The organism is Sorangium sp. So ce726 (genome assembly GCF_051521405.1).
In the GTDB taxonomy this organism is placed as follows: domain Bacteria; phylum Myxococcota_A; class Polyangia; order Polyangiales; family Polyangiaceae; genus Sorangium.
This window is the reverse complement of the sequence record NZ_CP150349.1, coordinates 5,915,346-5,933,773: the sequence shown is the minus strand read 5'-3', so window position 1 is coordinate 5,933,773 and position 18,428 is coordinate 5,915,346. Positions and strand designations below refer to the sequence as shown.

General features: G+C 71.4%; 15 protein-coding genes. 12 read left to right on the top strand and 3 right to left on the bottom strand.

Translation table 11 applies throughout. From position 1 onward, the window contains the following. Positions 1-34 precede the first annotated feature (34 nt). The 3 genes from WME79_RS22155 to WME79_RS22145 are packed head-to-tail and all read left to right on the top strand — an operon-like array spanning position 35 to position 2,147. Positions 35-709: a hypothetical protein gene (locus WME79_RS22155; RefSeq protein WP_437538694.1), complete on the top strand. Its 675-nt coding sequence runs from the start codon at positions 35-37 to the stop codon at positions 707-709. Then, positions 706-1,116 (top strand): hypothetical protein, encoded by a 411-nt coding sequence (locus tag WME79_RS22150; protein ID WP_437538692.1) that lies wholly within the window; start codon positions 706-708, stop codon positions 1,114-1,116. Before WME79_RS22155 ends, WME79_RS22150 begins: the two co-directional genes overlap by 4 nt. Beyond that, positions 1,113-2,147, top strand: a complete 1,035-nt coding sequence (locus WME79_RS22145) for a hypothetical protein (RefSeq protein ID WP_437538690.1) — start codon at positions 1,113-1,115, stop codon at positions 2,145-2,147. Before WME79_RS22150 ends, WME79_RS22145 begins: the two co-directional genes overlap by 4 nt. Before the next feature lie 45 nt (positions 2,148-2,192). Here the strand turns inward: WME79_RS22145 and WME79_RS22140 are convergent, their stop codons facing one another. Further along, positions 2,193-3,605, bottom strand: coding sequence for a sulfatase (locus WME79_RS22140; RefSeq protein WP_437538688.1), 1,413 nt, complete (start codon positions 3,603-3,605; stop codon positions 2,193-2,195). Positions 3,606-3,853: 248 nt separating this feature from the next. Between WME79_RS22140 and WME79_RS22135 the strand changes: the two genes are divergently transcribed. Further along, positions 3,854-4,870 carry a hypothetical protein gene (locus WME79_RS22135; protein WP_437538686.1) on the top strand — a complete coding sequence of 339 codons (1,017 nt, stop codon included), beginning with the start codon at positions 3,854-3,856 and terminating at the stop codon, positions 4,868-4,870. Between the two features lie 24 nt (positions 4,871-4,894). Further along, complete coding sequence (locus WME79_RS22130) at positions 4,895-6,982, top strand: hypothetical protein (RefSeq protein WP_437538684.1); 2,088 nt, start codon at positions 4,895-4,897, stop codon at positions 6,980-6,982. Positions 6,983-7,069: 87 nt separating this feature from the next. Here WME79_RS22130 and WME79_RS22125 read toward each other — a convergent pair whose 3' ends face one another. Further along, entirely contained in the window at positions 7,070-8,956 is a 1,887-nt protein-coding gene (locus WME79_RS22125) for an aconitase family protein (RefSeq protein ID WP_437538682.1), read from the bottom strand. A 599-nt stretch (positions 8,957-9,555) separates the two neighbouring features. Here WME79_RS22125 and WME79_RS22120 point away from each other — a divergent pair. The 5 genes from WME79_RS22120 to WME79_RS22100 all read left to right on the top strand — a co-directional run bounded on the left by WME79_RS22120 (position 9,556) and on the right by WME79_RS22100 (position 16,462). After that, positions 9,556-9,903, top strand: coding sequence for a roadblock/LC7 domain-containing protein (locus WME79_RS22120; protein WP_437538681.1), 348 nt, complete (start codon positions 9,556-9,558; stop codon positions 9,901-9,903). Beyond that, positions 9,900-10,367, top strand: coding sequence for a type II 3-dehydroquinate dehydratase (locus WME79_RS22115; protein ID WP_437539907.1), 468 nt, complete (start codon positions 9,900-9,902; stop codon positions 10,365-10,367). The genes WME79_RS22120 and WME79_RS22115 overlap by 4 nt, the downstream gene beginning before the upstream one ends. 39 nt (positions 10,368-10,406) lie before the next feature. After that, positions 10,407-10,937 carry an acetyl-CoA carboxylase biotin carboxyl carrier protein gene (gene accB / locus WME79_RS22110; protein ID WP_437538679.1) on the top strand — a complete coding sequence of 177 codons (531 nt, stop codon included), beginning with the start codon at positions 10,407-10,409 and terminating at the stop codon, positions 10,935-10,937. 21 nt (positions 10,938-10,958) lie between these two features. Then, entirely contained in the window at positions 10,959-12,305 is a 1,347-nt protein-coding gene (gene accC, locus WME79_RS22105) for an acetyl-CoA carboxylase biotin carboxylase subunit (protein WP_437538677.1), read from the top strand. A 317-nt stretch (positions 12,306-12,622) separates the two neighbouring features. Then, complete coding sequence (locus WME79_RS22100; RefSeq protein ID WP_437538675.1) at positions 12,623-16,462, top strand: FAD-dependent oxidoreductase; 3,840 nt, start codon at positions 12,623-12,625, stop codon at positions 16,460-16,462. 130 nt (positions 16,463-16,592) lie between these two features. Here WME79_RS22100 and yhbY read toward each other — a convergent pair whose 3' ends face one another. Beyond that, a complete protein-coding gene (gene yhbY, locus WME79_RS22095; protein WP_437538673.1) occupies positions 16,593-16,895 on the bottom strand; it encodes a ribosome assembly RNA-binding protein YhbY in 303 nt (100 codons plus the stop codon). Positions 16,896-17,277: 382 nt separating this feature from the next. On the opposite strand from yhbY, the gene WME79_RS22090 reads away from it, so the two are divergent. Together WME79_RS22090 and WME79_RS22085 are read left to right on the top strand one after the other, a co-directional pair. After that, positions 17,278-18,072, top strand: a complete 795-nt coding sequence (locus WME79_RS22090; RefSeq protein WP_437538672.1) for an arginyltransferase — start codon at positions 17,278-17,280, stop codon at positions 18,070-18,072. Positions 18,073-18,134: 62 nt separating this feature from the next. Then, complete coding sequence (locus WME79_RS22085; RefSeq protein WP_437538670.1) at positions 18,135-18,407, top strand: hypothetical protein; 273 nt, start codon at positions 18,135-18,137, stop codon at positions 18,405-18,407. Positions 18,408-18,428: the final 21 nt, after the last annotated feature.

Genomic DNA, 18,428 nt, shown 5'->3' with positions numbered 1-18,428 from the left:
GCGGGCGCTGCCTCGGGGTAGAAAGCTCGTGGCAATGCTGGAACTCCGGACCGGGCTCGCGCTGGTGGCGGTTCTGCTCGGGGCATCCTCGGGGCGCGCTGCCGCCGCCGAGCCTGCCGCAGACCGCGGCGCTGAGGCCGCGGCGTCGCTGCCCGGCGAGGATCGCGACAGCGCTGAGCTCGATGCGTACCGCGCGCTCGCGCGGCCCCCGGGGACGGCGGGGCGGGTCGTGTCGACCGTCGCGATGGGGAAGGGGATCCGGTTCAACAACCCCTACCGCCTGCAGACGCAGCTCGGCGAGACGGCGGAGTCGCTCTCGCTCACCGCGGGGTACCTCGATCTCGGGGTCGCGCTCGCGCTGGGGCCGGCCGACGGCGTCCAGCACGGCGGCGCGCTGCGCTTCTCGGTCGCCGTCGGCGGCGTCCCGCAGGAGTCGCTCACGCCGAGCTACTTCGTCGCGTACCGCGGCCTCACGCGCGTGCTCGGGTACGGGCGGCTCGGCGCGGCGATCCTGATCGAGCCCGACGTGAACGTCGGAGGCGAGCTCGCCCTGGGGCTCGGGTACTCCCTGCTCGCGGGCGTCGCGCTTTCAGGCGAGATCGTCGGGGATCTCTTCTATGGCGCCGCGACGTACGACGCGGCGTACACCGTCTACCCCGTCGTCTCGGCGCAGCTCGGGCTCATGATCGATCACGAGCTCCTGCCATGAGCTTGCCGGAGCGCGAGCGTCGAGGCGGGCGCCCCCGGGCGAAGGAGATCGCCGGCGCGGCGGCGCTGCTGCTCTTCGTGGGCATCGCGCCGGTGGTCGGGGACATCGGCAGCTGCGGGCAGGCGCCGGCGGAGCTCGACCCGTACAAGTTCTTCGCCCTGAAGGCGCAGATCGACTGCGCCCGGTGCGACGAGTGCGGGCTGCGCACGCGCGCCTGCGACGCCGCCTGCGCCTTCGAGGCTGCGCCGGAGCTCCCGGCCGGCTGCTATCCGCTGGTCCACGACGGCGAGGTGTGCCTGCACAAGCTCAAGTTCGCGAGCTGCGACGAGTACCGCGGCCACATGGCCGACGAAGGCGCGTCGACCCCGACGGAGTGCAATTTTTGCCCACTGGAAGAGGCGCCATGAGCGGGCGTGGCGCATTTGCCTGCCGCCGACGCCTTGCGACCTCCGTTCGAATATTCTCGTGCGCGGCACTCGTCGCGGTCCTGTCCGGGTGCGCCTCGAAGCCGGCGCTCCTGGCGAGCTACGACGACTACGCGGCGTACCGGGCGACGCGCGTGTCGAGGACCCTCGAGGGGCGGCTCGCGGCGGCGTCGGTCTACCTGGAGCGCCACCCGAACGGGGCCTTCGCCGGCGAGGTGCGCGCGTACCTCACGCGGGCCGAGCCGATCTATTACGCAGCGAAGCGCAGGACGGCCGCGGGCCTCACCGCGTACCTCGCGACGCTACCCAGGGGCGCGTTCCGCGATGAGGCGACCCACCGGCTGCGCGAGCTCGTCCGCGAGCGCGACGCCGGCGATGTCCTGTCGCGCGCCGCTCAGGAGACGGAAGCACAGCTCGCGACGCAGCGCGCGGAGCGCGCGCGGATCGGCGAGGAGGTCACCGCGTGGCTGCGCCGGTTCCTGGACAGGCGGGCCTGGGGGCGGCCCCTCGCAGAGGCGCCGGCGGAGGTGATCGTCCCGTTCAGCCTGGCGCTGCCGCCTCCCCGGTGCGCGCCCGCCGACGAGCGCGCGGGCCCGGGCGCAGCGGTCTGCGCGAAGCGGATCCCGCTCTGGTTCGTCGTGACGGCCGAGGGCGAGAGCGCGCCGCGGCAGGCGGAGATCGAGGTCGCCGTCCTCGAGGACGCGGCGGGCCGCCCGATCGAGGTCGCGATCCGCGGGCCTGCGCTCTTCACGCGCCTCGAGGAGGCGCGCTCGGCGCGCGAGGTCGCCCCGGACGACGCGATGGGCCGCATCGGCGGCATCGCCCTGGCGGTCGAGCTCGCGCGCAGCGCCTTCGCGGCGCGCGTCTCGAGCGATCCGTCGTGCGGTCGCCAGGCGGTGGCGCCCGTCGTGCTCCACCTCGAGTGCGAAGGCGCTCGCCTCGTGGCGCGCGCCGCGATCGAGCCGGGCGAGGACGACGTCCTGACGCTCACCGTCGCCCCGCCGGCGCGCTAGCGCTGGTCCTCAGCGGTGCTAGCGCGCGGCGCTCCGCCCTGCGCGCTAGCACCGCTTGTTGCTCTTCTTCCCCTTGAGCTTCGCCGTGTTCTTCGGGCACACGTCCTTGATGGCCGCGGAGCGCTCCTTGTAGAGCGCCTTCATCTCCTCGAAGACCGGCGCCTGCGTTCGCTTGAGATCCTTCGTCTCCCCCGGATCCGCGACGACGTCGAAGAGGTCGAACGCGTCGTCGTCGCCGTACGCGATGAGCTTGTACTGCCCGTGGATGAGCGCCCTGCGCCGATCGTTGTCGCTCGTGCGCGGAAGATCGACGATGACGTCGCGCGGCTCCGGCGTCGCGCCGTGGAGCTCGGGCACCAGGCTCTTGCCCGGGAAGGACGGCTCTGCCGGCGCGCCGGTCAGCTCCAGGATCGTCGGCGCCAGGTCGATCGAGCTGCGAGGCACGTCGATCCGGCGCGGGGTGATCCCGGGCGCCTGGATCATCAGCGGCACGTGGGTGAGCACGTCCCACACCTCGAAGCCGTGGCGGAACATCTTGTGCTCGCCGAAGGCCTCGCCGTGGTCCGCGGTCACGATGATCGCCGTGTCCTTGGCCCACGGCTGCTGCGCGACGAAGTCCAGCAGCTTGCCGACGTGCATGTCGGTGAACCTGACCTCCCCATCGTACTTGTCGCGGGCGCGCTTGCCGAAGGTCGGGATCCCCTCGTGCGTCATGTACACGTCGTGCGGATCGAGGAAATGGAAGTACGCGAAGAAGGTGCCCGACGTGTTCGCCTTGTCGGAGAGCATCTTCATCGCGAGCTCGAGGTGCCCCGGGCTCGTGACGTTCCGGTCGGTCGTGTTGTCGGCCGAGAGCCCCGGCACGATCTCGTACACGTCGAACCCCTGACGGAAGCCCGCCTTCTGGTCGAAGTAGAAGTGCGCGTGCGCGCTCATCGTCCGCACCCCGGCCTTCTGCAGGAGCTCCGGGAACATGAGGACGCTGTCGGGGTAGTTGCCGAAGAAGTAGCCGCTGCGATCGACCTCGCTCGGGTACCGGCCGGCGAGGAAGCCGCCGACGCTCATCGAGGTGTACGACGAGATCGCGTAGTGGCGTGTGTAGCTGACCGACTTCTTCTCGAACGCGGTGAGCACGGGCGCGATGTCGCGCTCGTAGCCGTTCCACGGCATGTCCGCGCGCAGGCTGTCGATCGAGACGACGAGGACGTTCAACCTCTCGCGCTGCCCTGTCGGCGCCGCCGCGGCGCCGTCCTTCTTGTCCGTCGCGGCGGTCTTCCCGGCGGTCTCTGCCGTGGCGGCCGGCGCCGCTGCGGCGGGCTCCTGCCGTGCCGCGGGCTCCGGTGTGCGCGCGGGCGGCGGCTGGCCGTCGCCGTCGCGAGAGCAGCCCGCTCCGGCGCTGGCGAGCGCGAGCGCGAGCGCGGCCGCGAGGCGCCGGCGGGCCAGGCGCGGGTGCGCCATGGACGAGAGGGCCGGCGAGGAGGGCGCCTGAGGGCCTTCCGGTTCCCAGGAGCACATAGGTGAAGCGAGCGTGTGCATGGCCGCGTGCATGGCCGCCGTCTTACTCCGACTCGCGCCGCTCCGCCAAAACCGCACACCAAGGGCGAGTTCCGCTATGCTGTCGGGTCATGGCCCCGGTCCCTCGGAACCCTCCGCCGCTGCCGCCCTCGGGCCGATCGCAACCGGGGGGGAGGCCGGCGCCCGAGCCGATGAGGCCGCTCCCGCCCAACGCGCCGCGGCGCGTCGGCGAGCACGTCAGCCAGGCGCTGAAGGACCACATCACCGAGATGGCGCTCGGCCTGCTCGAGGAGCAGATGCAGGCGCGCATCGTCCACTACCGCGCCGATCTCGAGACCAACCCCGAGCTCGACGCGGTCACCGCGCAGGTCGTCGCCCAGCTGAAGGTGATCCAGGCGTCGGCGGGCGCCGCGGATCGCGGGGCGAAGAACCGCGAGGCGATCCGCGACGCGCACGAGAAGACGCTCTGCGCCCTGCTCGAGCGGGTCATCCGCGAGGACGGCATCTCGCTGCTCGTCGAGCGGCGGCTCAAGAAGATCCACAGGAACCTCGCCCGCCTGTTCTTCCAGTCCGAGCTCCACGAGAAGACGCGCGGCCGCGACGGCGCGCCGAAGGTGATCCACCACGGCGAGCAGGCGCTCTTCTACGTGCTGACCCGCTACAAGAACCGGATCGAGGCCGAGCTCGAAGGCTTCGAGTTCGCGTCCGAGGACGCGCGGGAGCAGTCGTTCGAGCTGCTCGCGAAGCTCACGAAGGACATGCAGGACGCCTTCCTCTCGCGCCGATCCAGCGAGCTCCGGCGCATCGTCTCGGTCGTGCACGCCGTGCTCGTCGACTTCTTCAGCGTGCAGCTCGCCCAGAGCCTCGGCGAGATCTCCGCGCGGGTCGTGGAGGACGCGCGCACGTTCGAGGGCAGGGCGTACTCGTACAAGGTGACGAGCGAGGCGTTCCTCCGCTTCCGCGCCGCGTTCGAGCGCCACCTCATGGTGATGCTCGTCGGCTTCGCCGAGGACGAGCTGGTCGCCCAGCTCGCCGACACCGCGGGCGCCGAGCGCGACGAGACGATCCTCTTCATCACCGATCCCCACCTCTTCAGCATGATCTGCGGCGAGGTCTGCGAGGGGCTCTACGAGTTCCTCTGCAACGAGGGCTTTCTCGACCTGCCGCCCGACTGGCGTCGCGCCTCGGCGGCGCCCTCCGACAGCTGACGCAAGCGAAACCCAGGGACATTCATGAGACGGAACGACGTCGCGCGAGCGGGCTCCGGCCTGCTCCTCGCTCTCACGCTGCTCGCCGGCTGCGCGCGCGGCCCCGATGTGGACGCCTCGGGGCTCGCGCTGCGGCGCGTGGTCATCTACAGGAACGGCGTCGCGTATTTCGAGCGCCGAGGGCTCATCGACGCCGATCAGGTGACCTTCCGGGTCCGCAAGGAGAAGGTCGGCGACTTCCTCGCGACGCTCGCGGTCATCGAGGCCGGCGGCAGCAGCGTCCGGAGCGCGTCGTTCCCGGTCGAGGTCGGCGACGGATCCGGCAAGGACGAGGCGCCGCCGGATCCCGGGCCCGAGGTGACGACCTCGCCACCGCCGAAGGACAAGGGCGCGGCGGCGGGGGAGAAGGAGCGCGACGACGAGCATGAGAAGGTGAAGCTCACCCTGGATGGGCGGGAGCACGATCTCGTGGTCGGCTACGTGGCGGAGACGCCGGTGTGGAGGCCGTCGTACCGGCTCGTGATGGGGGCGGGCGGGGCGCAGGGCGCAGCGCCGCGCGCGGACTCGAAGCAGGCGCACCTCCAGGCGTGGGGCATCGTGCAGAACCTCTCGGGCGAGGACTGGAAGGGGGTGAAGCTGTCGCTCGTGGCGGGCGCGCCGCTCGCGTTCCAGGCGACGCTCGACCAGGCGGCGATCCCGCCGCGCCCTGTCGTCAGCGACCAGGGCGAGGTGATCGCGTCCGTGCCGACGAGCGAGACGACGCTGGCCACCGAGGCCGCGCCGCCGCCGCCGCCCGTCGCGCCTGCGCCCGCGGCGCCGGGCGACGACGGCGAGGGGTACGCGTTCGCCGACGAGGCCGAGGCCGAAATGGAGAAGGGCGGCGGCGGCAAGCTGCGGTCCGCGAGGCGGACCGGGGCCGCCTCGGCGCCCGCCCCGAAGCCGAGCGTGAGGCTGAGCGACCGCGAAGACGCGCGCGCCGGCGGGCAACCCGCGGGGTCGCAGTTGAAGCGATCAGCGGCGGCGCCGGCGCCGCCGCCCATGGTGATGAACCCCTCTCCGCCGCGCAACATGAGCGCCCTCGCCGCGGTCGCGATGGAGGCAGGCACGACCCGTTACGACATCCCGTTCCCGGTCGACATCCCCGACAAAAGCGCGACGATGGTGCTGCTCCTGGCCAGGCAGGTCCCGGGCGAGTCGATCTTCCTGTTCGCGCCCGACGGCGGCGTGCCCGCGTCGAGCTCTCATCCGTTCCGGGTGGCGCGCTTCACGAACGACACGAAGGGGCTCCTCGAGCGGGGCCCCATCGCCGTCTTCGAGAACGGCGCGTTCCTGGGGCAGGGCATGGTCGAGCCGCTGCCGCCGGGGGCCACGACGACGGTGCCGTTCGCGCTGGAGCGAGGCCTCGCCGTCGACACGGCGCGCGACGAGAGCGCGGAGGGCGCGCGCCTCGCGAAGATCGAGGGCGGCGCGCTCGAGATCGAGCGCGACTGGGTCACGCACACGAAGTACGCCGTCCGCAACGGCGGCGACCTCGCGGCGAGGACGCTCGTGAAGCACCCCCGTCTGCACGGGACGCGCCTGCACGCGCCCCCGAAGGGCACGGAGGACAACGTCGGCACGGGCAGCGCGCTCGTGCCGATCGACGTGCCGCGCCGGGGGACGGCGGTGCTCGACGTCGACGAGCGGCGGCTCTTCCGGCAGCAGATCGACTGGCTTGACCAGCTCGCCGACGACGCGGTGCAAGGCTACCTGAAGGACCCGCGCGCCGACGCGGCCGTGGCCAAGCAGCTCGGTCAGGCCTGGGACATCCGGGGCAAGCTCCGCCCGGCGATCGACGAGCGCGACAGGATCCTCGCCGAGCAGCAGCGCCTCGAGCAGCAGAGCCACGAGCTCCGCCAGAACCTCAGGGCCATCGAGAAGAACAAGACCGCCGACGAGCTCCGCCGCGACCTCACGGATCGGCTCGCGAAGGCGTCGGCGCGCCTCGACGAGATCACGAAGCGCGTCATCGTCCTCGAGATGCAGATCAACGAGCAGCAGATCCGCTTCCGCGATCTCACGAACGAGATCAAGCTCCTCGCCCCGCTGGCCCCCGTCCGCGCGGCTCCCTGAGCGCTGCTCTCCGGCTCCCCGGTTCCCGGTGGAAGGCGGCTCCCCGCTGCTGTGGGAGGCGGCCTCGCCACCGGGATCTCGGCCCGGCTACCTGGCTGGTTTGCTCGCGCTGGGCGGCTGCCGCACGGTGCCTGCGTGGGTCCAGCTCCGCTCCATACCGGTCGCGAGCCAGGCCACCTCGACGCGCTCGCTCCCGAAGATCGCCGCGACGCGATCGCCCCACTGCGCGGGGGCGGGGAGCTCCACGCTCTTCTGGCCCTTGATGCTGCCGAGGGCCTCCGTGCCGACGAGGAACGTGGCGATCCCCTCGCTCGCGAACGCCGACACCGCGGTGCTCGGGACGAAGGGCGCGACCACCGCGCGCACCGCCGAGAGATCGGTCGCGCGCTCCGCGACCGCCCGCACCTCGTCGAGCGTCGACAGGACGAGCGCCACGCCGCCGGCCGCCTTGCCCTCCACCGGCGCGGCCTGCCCCTGCTGATCCGCGGCGGCCGCCGCGGGCGCCTCGATCGGCGCAGGGGCGGCGCGCCCGCGCGCCCCGACCGCAGCGTGCCCGTTCACCTTCGGCACGCCGGCGAGCACGTCGAGCGTCAGCGGCCCCTTCCATGGCACCGCCGCGGGCGCCGGCGGCGGCTTCTTCGTGCTCACCTGCTCCCCCTTCTTGTCGCGGAGGATCAGCACGTCGTCGGTCGGCAGCGCCCGCGGCACGGTCACCCGCACCGGCCGCTTGAACGACCGCGGATCGCCGACCGCGCCCGTGGCCACGGCGTAGGCCAGGGTCTCTGCCGAGGCCACGACGAACGACGGCGCCCCGGCGATGCGCGGCTCCGGATCCGCGGTGCGCAGCGACAGGCTGCCGGGCGGCGGTGGGTAGATCTCCGACGTGACGACGCGCCTGTCCGGCTCGACGATGCGCGCGCCCGTCGCGACGAGATCGACGAGCGCGCCCGACTGCGCGAGCACCTCGAGCACCTGCCGCGACGGCGGCGCGACGAGCAGGTCGAGCCGCGACGGGACGCGCTTCGACTTGAGCAGCAGCGCCGCCGCGAGCATGTCGCGCAACGTCACGCCGGAGTCGCCCCCGAGGACGACCTGCGCCACGGGCTTGCCGGCGAGATCGCGGACGGGCCGGACGACGCCCTCCTCGTCCATGAGCAGCGGATCGACCGTGCCGAGATCGATCGACACGACCTCCTCGCACGGCGCGCCCGGATCCGGCACGAGCGCGCGGTGGGCCTTCGACCTGCGCTGATCGCGGAGGAAGACCTCCGTCTTCTCGTCGCTCACGAACAGCGCCGCCGCCGCGCCGACCTGCGGCGCGATGCCGCAGAGCACCGCGCGGTCGCCCACGGAGAGGAGCCGCGCGCTCGGCCCGGCGAACTCGAGGATCACCGGCGCGTGGTGCTCGCCTTCGATGCGGCGCACCACCTCGTCGAGGTTCCTGCGGAGCAGCTCGAGGGCGACGTCCCGCGCGCAGACGAAGGGCCGCACCCTGCCCGAGAGGTGGATCTGCACGCTGCGGGGCGGCCGGAGCCACACCGAGCCCGTGGCGAGCGCCTGCCCCAGCTGGCTCGGAGAGACGACGAGCGACAGCATGCCGATGCCGCCGACGGTCGTGAGGCGCGGGTCGTCCGTGAGGGCGAGCCGCGCCGGCGCCGCGAAGCGCTCCAGGTGAACGGGCGCAGGGAAGCCGATGCCGGGCCGCGCGATCGGGATGTTGTAGGTCGGGAACTCGGGCGACACCGAGTGCGGGCTGCCCTCGTCGATATCCGCGAGCGAGCTCGCGTCGGCCACGCAGGTGCCGTCGTAGGCGACGGCGACTTCGACCGGCGTCTTCTTCATGCCCGTGGCGATGGCCTCGGCCAGCGCGCGCGACGGCGCCCTGGAGAGGATCACCTGGTCGACCTTGACCTGGACGAGATCACCGCGCAGCTGAGGATCCGTCGCCCGCCCGGCGAGGATCTTCTGGGGCATCGTGCGGGGGGGATCCCCGGCTCGCGCACGCATAGATGTTGGGCCGTCCTTGTTTTTCTTGATGAGATGGCGGGTACGGCGCACGCCGCTCCCGACCACGTTTGACGTCGGCCCCCCGGCGAGACGCGCCGGTGGGATCCGCCTCCGGACCTTGCCGCGAGGCGAAAGAACGGCCGCACGTTAGCCGCTCGCCTGGACGAGGGTCAAGGCGTGCTTTGGAGCGGGCCCCCAGGGGCGGGAATCGCCCGGCTGGGACCAGGATGCAAGAGGCAAAGCGCCCGCCCGGTCCAACGTTTCGACGCGCTTCGTCCATCGCCATGATCCGCGATGGCAGACGGCCGGTGCGAGGTTTCGCGGCGCTGTGCCCGCTCTCGCTCGCTCCGCTGCCGCGCATCGCCATCAGCGCCGCGCGCGGCCGGCTGTTGTCGACTCGGCTGCGAGCGGCCGGTCGCCATCGGCTCGGCACGCGCACGGCCGAGCAGGTCGGGCGACGATGATGAGCGCCGGCTCTCCCGGGCTGCGGCGCGAGATGCCGGGCCAGGTTCGTTTGTTTTCCCGATCCTGCCGCGCTTGGGTAATCTCGGCGCATGTTCCAGGCCGTGCTGAAGGAAGTCGTAGAGAACACCGAGGGCGGCATCGCGACCCTTCTCATGGATTTCGAGGGGATCCCGGTCGACAGCTACTCGAAGCCGGGCGCCGCGTTCGACATCACCACCATCGGCGCGGAGTTCAGCGTCGTGTTGAAGTCGATCCAGCGCGCCGCCGAGATGCTCGACGCGGGCAACGCCGCCGAGATCGCGATCCAGGCGGAGAAGGTCACGACCTTGATCCGCGTCGTGAACAACTCGTACTTCGTGGCCTTCTCGATGACGCCCGACGCGAACATCGGCAAGGCCCGGTACCTCTTGCGCACCAAGGTGCCGGCGCTGTTGAAGGAGCTCGCCTGAGCGGCTTCAGCGTCTCGGTCATCTCCGGGCCGAACCTCGATCGCCTGGGCAAGCGCGAGCCAGCGATCTACGGCACGGCCACGCTGGATGACATCCACCGCGCCGTCGAGGAGGCCGCGAAGGCCCAGGGCGCCTCCGTGTCGTGCATGCAGTCGAACTGCGAGGGAGAGCTCGTGACCGCGATCAGCCACGCTGGCGATCGCGGCTTCCACGGCATCCTCCTCAACGCCGGTGCCTACACGCACACCTCCATCGCGCTCTATGACGCGATCCGCGCGAGCGCGCTTCCTACCGTCGAAGTGCACATCTCCAACCCGGACGGCCGTGAGCCGTTCCGACGTCGCTCCCGCATCGCGCCTGCGTGCATGGCGCGCGTCGCGGGTTTCGGTCCGAGCTCGTACGTCCTTGGGCTGATCGGGCTGCTCGGGCATCTGGAGAAGCTGCGATCCGACGAAAGAGGTTGAACATGCGCCGTCACTCTGGTTGAAAGGCGGCAAACATCGATGGCCGAACGTCCTTCCATGAACATCAACCTCAAGCAGTTGCGGGCGCTGGTACGCATCTTAGAGAAGCGCAACGTGAACGACTTCGAGTTCGAGGACGAACACGTTCGCATTCGCCTTACGCGCGGAGGCGTCATCCCGCAGGGCGCGGCGCCGCATCTCGCGCCCGCCGCCTTCCAGATCCACAGCGCGCCGGTCGCGCCGCCGGCGGCGCCGCCCGCGGTGGCACCTGCGCCGGCTGCACCGCCCGCGGCCCCCGCCGCGCCCGCGGCGGCGGCGAGCGACGAGGGGATCTCCTATGTGACGTCGCCGTTCGTCGGCACGTTCTACCGATCGCCGTCGCCCGATGCGCCCCCGTTCGTCGATGTGGGCAGCGCGATCCGCGTGGGTCAGGCGCTCTGCATCATCGAGGCGATGAAGCTGATGAACGAGATCGAGGCGGACTCTCCGGGCACGATCGTCGAGATCCTCGTCGACAACGGCAAGCCGGTCGAGTTCGGGCAGCGTCTCTTCAAGGTGCGGGGCAGCTAGCGCTGCCCGGGCGAGGGTGCCGTGTTCCAGAAGATCCTGATCGCCAATCGCGGCGAGATCGCGATGCGTGTCATCCGCGCCTGCCGCCTGCTCGGCATCCGCACGGTAGCCATCCACTCCGAGGCGGACGCCGCGGCGCTGCACGTCCGGTTCGCGGACGAGGCCGTGTGCGTCGGTCCGGCTGAGGCGTCGAAGAGCTACCTCAACATCCCGCAGATCATCGCGGCGGCGGAGGTCACGGGCGCCGACGCGATCCATCCAGGCTACGGGTTCCTCTCGGAGAACGCGAAGTTCGCCGAGCTTTGCAAGAAGTGCCGCCTCACCTTCATCGGGCCGACCGCGGAGGCGATGCGGACCTGGGGCGACAAGGTGTCCGCGCGCGAGGTCGCCAAGCGCTTCGGCATCCCCATGCTCACCGGCACGGGCGTGCTCAAGAGCGCGGCGGACGCGGCCGAGCAGGCCGAGCGCGTCGGCTATCCGGTGATCCTGAAGGCCTCCGGCGGCGGCGGCGGCAGGGGCATGCGCATCGTCCGCGAGGCCGGCGAGGTGCAGCGCTCGTTCGAGATCGCGACGCAGGAGGCCCTGAGCGGCTTCAAGAACCCGGACGTCTACCTCGAGCGCTACGTCGAGGCGCCGCGCCACATCGAGTTCCAGGTGCTCGCGGATCAGCACGGGGGCGTGTGGACGCTCGGCGAGCGCGAGTGCTCGCTCCAGCGCCGGCACCAGAAGGTGATGGAGGAGTCGCCCAGCCCGGCGATGGACAACGAGAAGCGCTCCCGGATGGGCGACATCCTCCGGGCAGCGATCCTCGAGACCGGCTACACCGGCCTGGGCACGCTCGAGTTCCTGATGGATGAGCGAGGCGATCTCTACTTCATGGAGATGAACACCCGCGTGCAGGTCGAGCACCCGGTCACCGAGATGGTGACAGGCGTTGACCTGGTCGCGCAGCAGATCCTCGCCGCTGCAGGCGAGCGCCTCTCGCTGCCCGACACGCGGCCCTGGAGCTTCCGGGGCCACGCCATCGAGTGCCGGATCAACGCCGAGGATGCGCGCTCGTTCGTGCCGTGGCCGGGCCTCATCACGGAGTACCACTCGCCCGGCGGCGTCGGGATCCGCGTCGATTCCGGCGTGTACGGCGGTTTCCGCGTTCCCAGCTCCTACGATTCGCTGGTGGCCAAGGTGATCGCGCACGGCGCGAACCGGGCCGAGGCGATCGCCAGGCTCCGGTGCGCGCTCGACGAGTTCATCATCGGCGGCATCCGCACGAACATCCCGCTGCACCAGGCGCTGCTGCGAGATCCGGAGGTCGTCGCGGGCAACATCTCGACGCACACGATCGAGCGCGTCGTCTCGCAAGGGTTCTGACGCGACGCGCTGCCGGCCGCGTCGACGCCAGCGCCTCGAGGAGCCCGAGCGGGCCGGCATCCTGCGGATGGCCGCGGCGCGGTGACTCCACGGCAGTTGCTCGTGGAAGCGAACGGTGCTCGATCGAGAACGCCGTGGAGCGCGCAGCCGTTGCGCGTTCGCCGCGCTGACAGACGCAATCCGGTTGCGATAATTGTTGCCGGAGCAACAGGTCGAAGGTGCGGCCCGGTGCTACATTGCGTTGCTCTCAAGGCCGCGTGGGCAGGCCATCGTTGGGCGAGCGAACCCCCTTGAAATAGAAAGCATTTGCCGCGGGTATGGAACCGAACGCTGGAGTGCAGGCCGACTTCTCTTCATGGGTGCAGGCGACCTCCGATGCCTCTGAGCTCGAGCTCGGGCTCCCTGGTTTCGGCTACGCCGACCTCTTCGACCCTGCGAAGCTCGCCGAGCTGACGGAGCGCTTCGAGGAGTATTTCCACGCGGTGGACGAGGGCGCCTACGTGCGCTTCGACGCGTACCGGGCCTCGCTGCGCGCGGCGCAGGCGGAGGCCTCCGGCGCCGAGGGCGGCGGCGCGGGCCGGCCCGCGCTCACGCCGGAGCAGGTCTCCGAGGCGCTCCTCGCGGCGGCGCCCCACGTCGGCCGCTTCGTGGCGATGCTCTTCCGGGTCGAGCGGGAGACGCAGGCGCAGATCGACGCGACCCTCGAGCGGAGCGCGCTCTGGGACTTCAAGCGCGAGTTCTCGAAGAAGCGACTGTTCAAGCCGAACCCGGGGAAGGCGTGGCGGGGCACGCACATCGAGGCGGCGCACGCGGCGCGGCGGTCGCTCGCGGCCATGGGCGCGGCTGTGAGCGCGCTCGACGGCGGCTCCGCCGCAGAGGAGCTCGCGATCGCGCGCGCGACGCTCGCCCTGATCGAGGTCGACGAGATCGCCCGCAAGGCCGCGAAGGCCGGCGGCGCGAAGTGGACGGACGAGCTTCGCGAGCGGGCGGCGAAGGTGCGCGCGGCGCTGCGGGAGGACCCGGCGCTCGCCGAGCGCGTGGCGCCGGCGGTGGCGGTCGCTGGCGCGGAGCCGACGGAGACCGAGGACGGGGCGGTCGTGGCGCTCGCGCTCGACGCCGTCGAGGCGTGGCTCGCGGCGCGCCGCGCGGACGAGCACGATCCGGCGCGGCGGTGGCCGACGCTGAAGGCGCCGCGCACGTTCGATTACCAGGAGCTCGTCCAGCTGCAGAGGAAGGGCGCGAACGGCAGCCCGGGCTCCGCCGAGCTCCTCGTCGGCCCAGAGCACGAGCGAAGGGACCGCGACGGCTTCGCGCTGACGGACCGCCGCGCGCCGCCCCGCGAGGTCGAGAGCCAGGTCGACTACTGCCTCTTCTGCCACGATCGCGACAAGGACTCGTGCTCGAAGGGCCTGCGCGACAACAAGACCGGGGCGATCAAGGCGAACCCGCTCGGCGTCGATCTGAACGGCTGCCCGCTCGACGAGAAGATCAGCGAGATGCACACCATGCGGGGGCGGGGCGAGTCGATCGCCGCGCTCGCGCTCGTCTGCGTCGACAACCCGATGTGCCCCGGCACCGGTCACCGCATCTGCAACGACTGCATGAAGGCGTGCGTCTTCCAGAAGCAGGAGCCGGTGGACATCCCGCAGATCGAGACCGCGGTGCTCACGGACGTGCTGTCGCTCCCGTGGGGCCTAGAGATCTACGGGTTCCTCACGCGCTGGAACCCGCTCGACGCGCTGCGGCCGCACGCGCTCCCGTACAACGGCAAGAACGTGCTGGTCGTCGGCCTCGGCCCGGCCGGCTACACGCTGTCGCACCACCTCACGCGGCAGGGCTTCGCGTGCGTGGCGATCGACGGGCTGAAGATCGAGCCGCTGCCGGTTGAGCTCACGGGCGACGAGTCGCGCCTGCCGCGTCCGGTGAAGGATTTCAAGCGGCTCTACACCGAGCTCGACGAGCGCGTCCTCCTCGGCTTCGGTGGGGTGAGCGAGTACGGGATCACGGTGCGTTGGGACAAGAACTTCCTCACCGTCCTGTACGTCACGCTCGCCCGGCAGCGGCTGCTCCGGATCTACGGTGGCGTGCGGTTCGGCGGGACGATCGACCTCGACGACGCCTTCCGGCTCGGGTTCCACCACGTCGCGATCGCGGCGGGCGCGGGGCGTCCGACGATCATCCCGCTCAAGAACAACCTCGCGCGCGGCATCCGCAAGGCGTCGGACTTCCTGATGGCGCTGCAGCTCGCCGGGGCCTACAAGCGCTCGGCGCTCGCGAACCTCCAGGTGCGCCTGCCGGCGGTGGTGATCGGCGGCGGCCTCACGGCGATCGACACCGCGACGGAGCTCGCCGCGTACTACGTCGTGCAGGCCGAGAAGACGGCCGACCGGCTCGACGCGCTGGTCGCGGAGCGCGGAGAGGCCGCCGTCCTCGCGATGTTCGACGAGGAGGAGCGGGAGTTCCTGGCCGAGCAGCGGCGCCACGCGGAGGAGATCCGCGACGAGCGCGCGCGCGCCGCGCGCGAGGGGCGCCCGCCGCGCTTCCAGGGCCTGATCGACGCGTGGGGAGGCGTCTCGCTGGTCTACCGGAAGCGGCTCATCGACTCGCCAGCGTACCGGCTGAACCACGAGGAGGTCGCCAAGTCGCTCGAGGAAGGGATCCGCTACGTCGAGAACCTCGCCCCGGTCGAGGCGGTGCTCGACGAGCGTGGGTGCGTCTCCTCGCTCGTCTTCGACCGGCAGGAGATCGTCGACGGCAAGTGGCGGAGCGCGGGGCAGGCGGTCTCGATCCCCGCCCGCACCGTGTGCGTCGCGGCCGGGACGAGCCCCAACGTCACCTACGAGAAGGAGCGCCCGGGCTCGTTCGTGTTCGACAAGTGGCGGCAGTTCTTCCAGCCGCACCGCGCCTACGTCGATGAGGGCGGCGCGCTCAAGGTGGAGCCGGCCAAGCCGAGGGAAGGCTTCTTCACGAGCTACAACGACGGCGAGCACGCGGTGAGCTTTTACGGCGACAACCACCCCCACTACGCGGGGAGCGTCGTGAAGGCGATGGCGAGCGCCAAGGACGCGTACCCGTCCGTCGTCGCGCTGTTCCGCCACGACATCGCCCGGCTCGGCGAGGAGCCGCAGGCCGCGCGCGACGCGCGGCGGCGCGACCTGTTCGCCCGCCTCGATCACGACCTCGGCGCGGTCGTCGAGCGGGTCCAGCGGCTCACGCCGACGATCATCGAGGTGGTCGTGCGCGCGCCCGCGGCGGCGCGGAAGTTCGAGCCCGGGCAGTTCTACCGGCTGCAGAACTACGAGGTGAGCTCGCCCGTGATCCGCGGCACGCGGCTCGCGATGGAGGGCCTCGCGCTCACGGGCGCGTGGGTCGACAAGGAGAAGGGCCTGCTGTCGCTCATCGCGCTCGAGATGGGCGCGTCCTCCCGCCTGCTCGCCGCGCTGCGCCCGGGAGAGGAGGTCGTCGTGATGGGGCCGACCGGGACGCCCACGGACATCCCCGAGGGGGAGACCGTGCTGCTCGCTGGCGGCGGGCTCGGCAACGCCGTCCTGTTCTCGATCGCGAAGGCCCTGAAGGCGCGCGGCGACCGCGTGATCTACTTCGCCGGCTACCGCCGGGGCGAGGATCTCTTCAAGCAGGACGAGATCGAGGTGGCGACCGACCAGGTCGTCTGGTGCACGGACGGCGGCGCGGAGATCCCCCCGCGGCGCGCGACCGATCACCACTTCCGCGGCAACATCGTCCAGGCGATGAGGGCCTACGCCGAGCGCCAGCTCGGCGGCGAGCTGGCGGCCCTCTCGGAGGTCCGGCGCATCATCGCGATCGGCTCGGACAAGATGATGAACGCCGTGCGCGAGGCGCGGCACGGCGTGCTGGCGCCGCACCTGGATCCGAAGCACGTGGGCATCGCGAGCATCAACTCACCGATGCAGTGCATGATGAAGGAGGTCTGCGCGCAGTGCCTCCAGCGGCACGTGGACCCGGAGACGGGCAAGGAGACGCTGGTCTTCTCGTGCTTCAACCAGGACCAGCTCATCGACCACGTCGACTTCAAGAACCTCGCCGCGAGGCTCCGGGCCAACACGGTGCAGGAGAAGCTGTCGAACGCCTGGCTCGATCACCTGCTGGCCGAGCGCCCCACGCTCCGGCACGTGTGACGCCGGCTCGGGGGCCTCGGCGATCCGAGGCCTCGCCGCCGCGGGACGCGGGAAGGCGGCCTCGGCGGCGTCTCGTCAACTCGAGGCGCCCGAGGCCGCGCATGGGGTGGGCGCGAGCGGCCGCCCGCGGTCAGCCGCCGGCGGGCAGCTTGATCTTCGGCTCCTTGGGGTGGCGCCGGTACAGCAGGATCGTCCGCCCCAGGGTCTGCGCGAGGGCGGCGCGGAGCCGCTCGGAGAGGGCGTCGGCGACGTCGTCCAGCTCGTCCGGGCACTCGGTGCCCAGGCGTATCTTCACGAGCTCGTGCCGCTCCAGGGCGGCGTCGACGGCCGCGACGACGCCGTCGGTCAAGCCGGCCTTGCCGAGCTGCACGACCGGGTCGAGGTGATGCCCCAGCGCGCGGAGGTGGCGGCGCTGCTTTCCTGTCAGATCCAAAGCGTTCGGCCTTTCTTGAGGCGGTCGCGCGATTTGGGCGCTCGATGTGATCGAGGGGACGTCCCTGTCGCGCTCGCGCGCGCGGTCATACTGGCCTCCGGGCCAAGCGAAAAGGGCGCGCCGCGCGGGCTCTTCGCGCAGCGCGTGAATCGCTGAAGCACCAGCGCCGGTAAACCGGAGCATGTAGCATACATGGGTAGCACGTGGGTTTGTATGGGTAGATGTGCGATGAACGTAAACGCCAGCGTGGCGCAAGCGGGCCGAGCTCACCAGGGGCCCGAGGCGCTCTGGGTTTTGCTTGACGTGGCCGTGCAACAGGCATCCCCTTGATCTAGCGGCCGGCAGCTCGACGGGGGGCTCGAGCGCTCGGATCGACACCGACATGGGCTCATCGAGCGAGCGAGATGCGGTAGCGGGGCAGGACGCCGAGCTCCCTCGGCTGGATGAGGGAGCGGACCCGATCGAGCTCACGGTCCATGACGAGGTGAGCCCCTGTCCGTACCTGCCCGAAGCCGAAGCGCGGATGCCGCTGCGCGTACCCATCCGTCCGCTCACGCGTGCGGAGTTCGATCAGCGGCTCGTCGCGGGCAACCGTCGCCACGGCAAGCTGCTCTACCGCACCCAGTGCCCCTCCTGCCGTGCGTGCGAGCCGATCCGGATCGTCGTTCGTGACTTCGTCCCCGGCCGCACCCAGCGCCGGGTGCTTCGCCGAGGAGAGCGGGTGGTGGACGTCGAGATCGGTCCGCCCGTCACCACGCGAGAGAAGATCATCCTGTACAACCGGCACAAGCACGGCCGGGGGTTGATGCGCGACGACGGTCCGCTCGGCGCCGAGGGGTACGAGGCGTTCCTCGTGGACAGCTGCTGCGAGACGTTCGAAATGCGCTATCGCGTCGGCGGCCGTCTCGTCGGGGTCGCCGTCGTGGATCGGGGGCAGGATTCGCTGTCTGCGGTCTACTCCTTCTATGAACCCGAGCTGGAGCCGCTGAGCCCCGGTGTCTTCTCGATCCTGAAGCAGCTCGAGCTGTGCCGTTCCTGGGGCCTCCGGTACCTGTACCTCGGCCTGTACGTCGAGCGCTGCTCGCGGCTGGTCTACAAGGCCCAGTACCTGCCGCACGAGCGGCTCATCGATGGCCGCTGGCGGCGCTTCGAGCGGCAGCCGCGTGCGGCGCCATGACAGGAGCACGCCGCTGGATTTCGCGAGCGCGCCGCTCGGCGTCTCGTGGCAAGGACGTACCCATGTGGAATCGCGCTCTCGCGTTCACCTCGTGCGCTGTGCTCTGGGCTCTGCTCGTCGTCGCGTGCGGCGAAACGAGGCCGATCTTCGACACCGCCGCCGGCGGCGCCGGGGGAGCCGGCTCGTCGGCGGGCGGGGAGGGCGGAGCAGGCGGCGGGTCGTCCGGTGACGGCGGTGCGGCGGGCGGCGGCGATGGCACGGCCGGCGGTGGCGGCACGGCCGGTGGTGGCGGAACCGCGGGCGGTGGCGGCACGGCCGGCGGCGGGGGAGGGTAGGTAGGCCGGCGCGGCGTTGCC

Coding starts and splice junctions, on each gene's coding strand:
- WME79_RS22140 (WP_437538688.1), bottom strand. CDS start 3,605: ATGGCGCACCCGCGCCTGGCCCGCCGGCGCCTCGCGGCCGCGCTCGCG.
- WME79_RS22150 (WP_437538692.1), top strand. CDS start 706: ATGAGCTTGCCGGAGCGCGAGCGTCGAGGCGGGCGCCCCCGGGCGAAG.
- WME79_RS22155 (WP_437538694.1), top strand. CDS start 35: ATGCTGGAACTCCGGACCGGGCTCGCGCTGGTGGCGGTTCTGCTCGGG.
- WME79_RS22135 (WP_437538686.1), top strand. CDS start 3,854: ATGAGGCCGCTCCCGCCCAACGCGCCGCGGCGCGTCGGCGAGCACGTC.
- WME79_RS22130 (WP_437538684.1), top strand. CDS start 4,895: ATGAGACGGAACGACGTCGCGCGAGCGGGCTCCGGCCTGCTCCTCGCT.
- WME79_RS22125 (WP_437538682.1), bottom strand. CDS start 8,956: ATGCCCCAGAAGATCCTCGCCGGGCGGGCGACGGATCCTCAGCTGCGC.
- accB (WP_437538679.1), top strand. CDS start 10,407: ATGGCCGAACGTCCTTCCATGAACATCAACCTCAAGCAGTTGCGGGCG.
- WME79_RS22085 (WP_437538670.1), top strand. CDS start 18,135: ATGTGGAATCGCGCTCTCGCGTTCACCTCGTGCGCTGTGCTCTGGGCT.
- WME79_RS22090 (WP_437538672.1), top strand. CDS start 17,278: ATGGGCTCATCGAGCGAGCGAGATGCGGTAGCGGGGCAGGACGCCGAG.
- WME79_RS22100 (WP_437538675.1), top strand. CDS start 12,623: ATGGAACCGAACGCTGGAGTGCAGGCCGACTTCTCTTCATGGGTGCAG.
- WME79_RS22145 (WP_437538690.1), top strand. CDS start 1,113: ATGAGCGGGCGTGGCGCATTTGCCTGCCGCCGACGCCTTGCGACCTCC.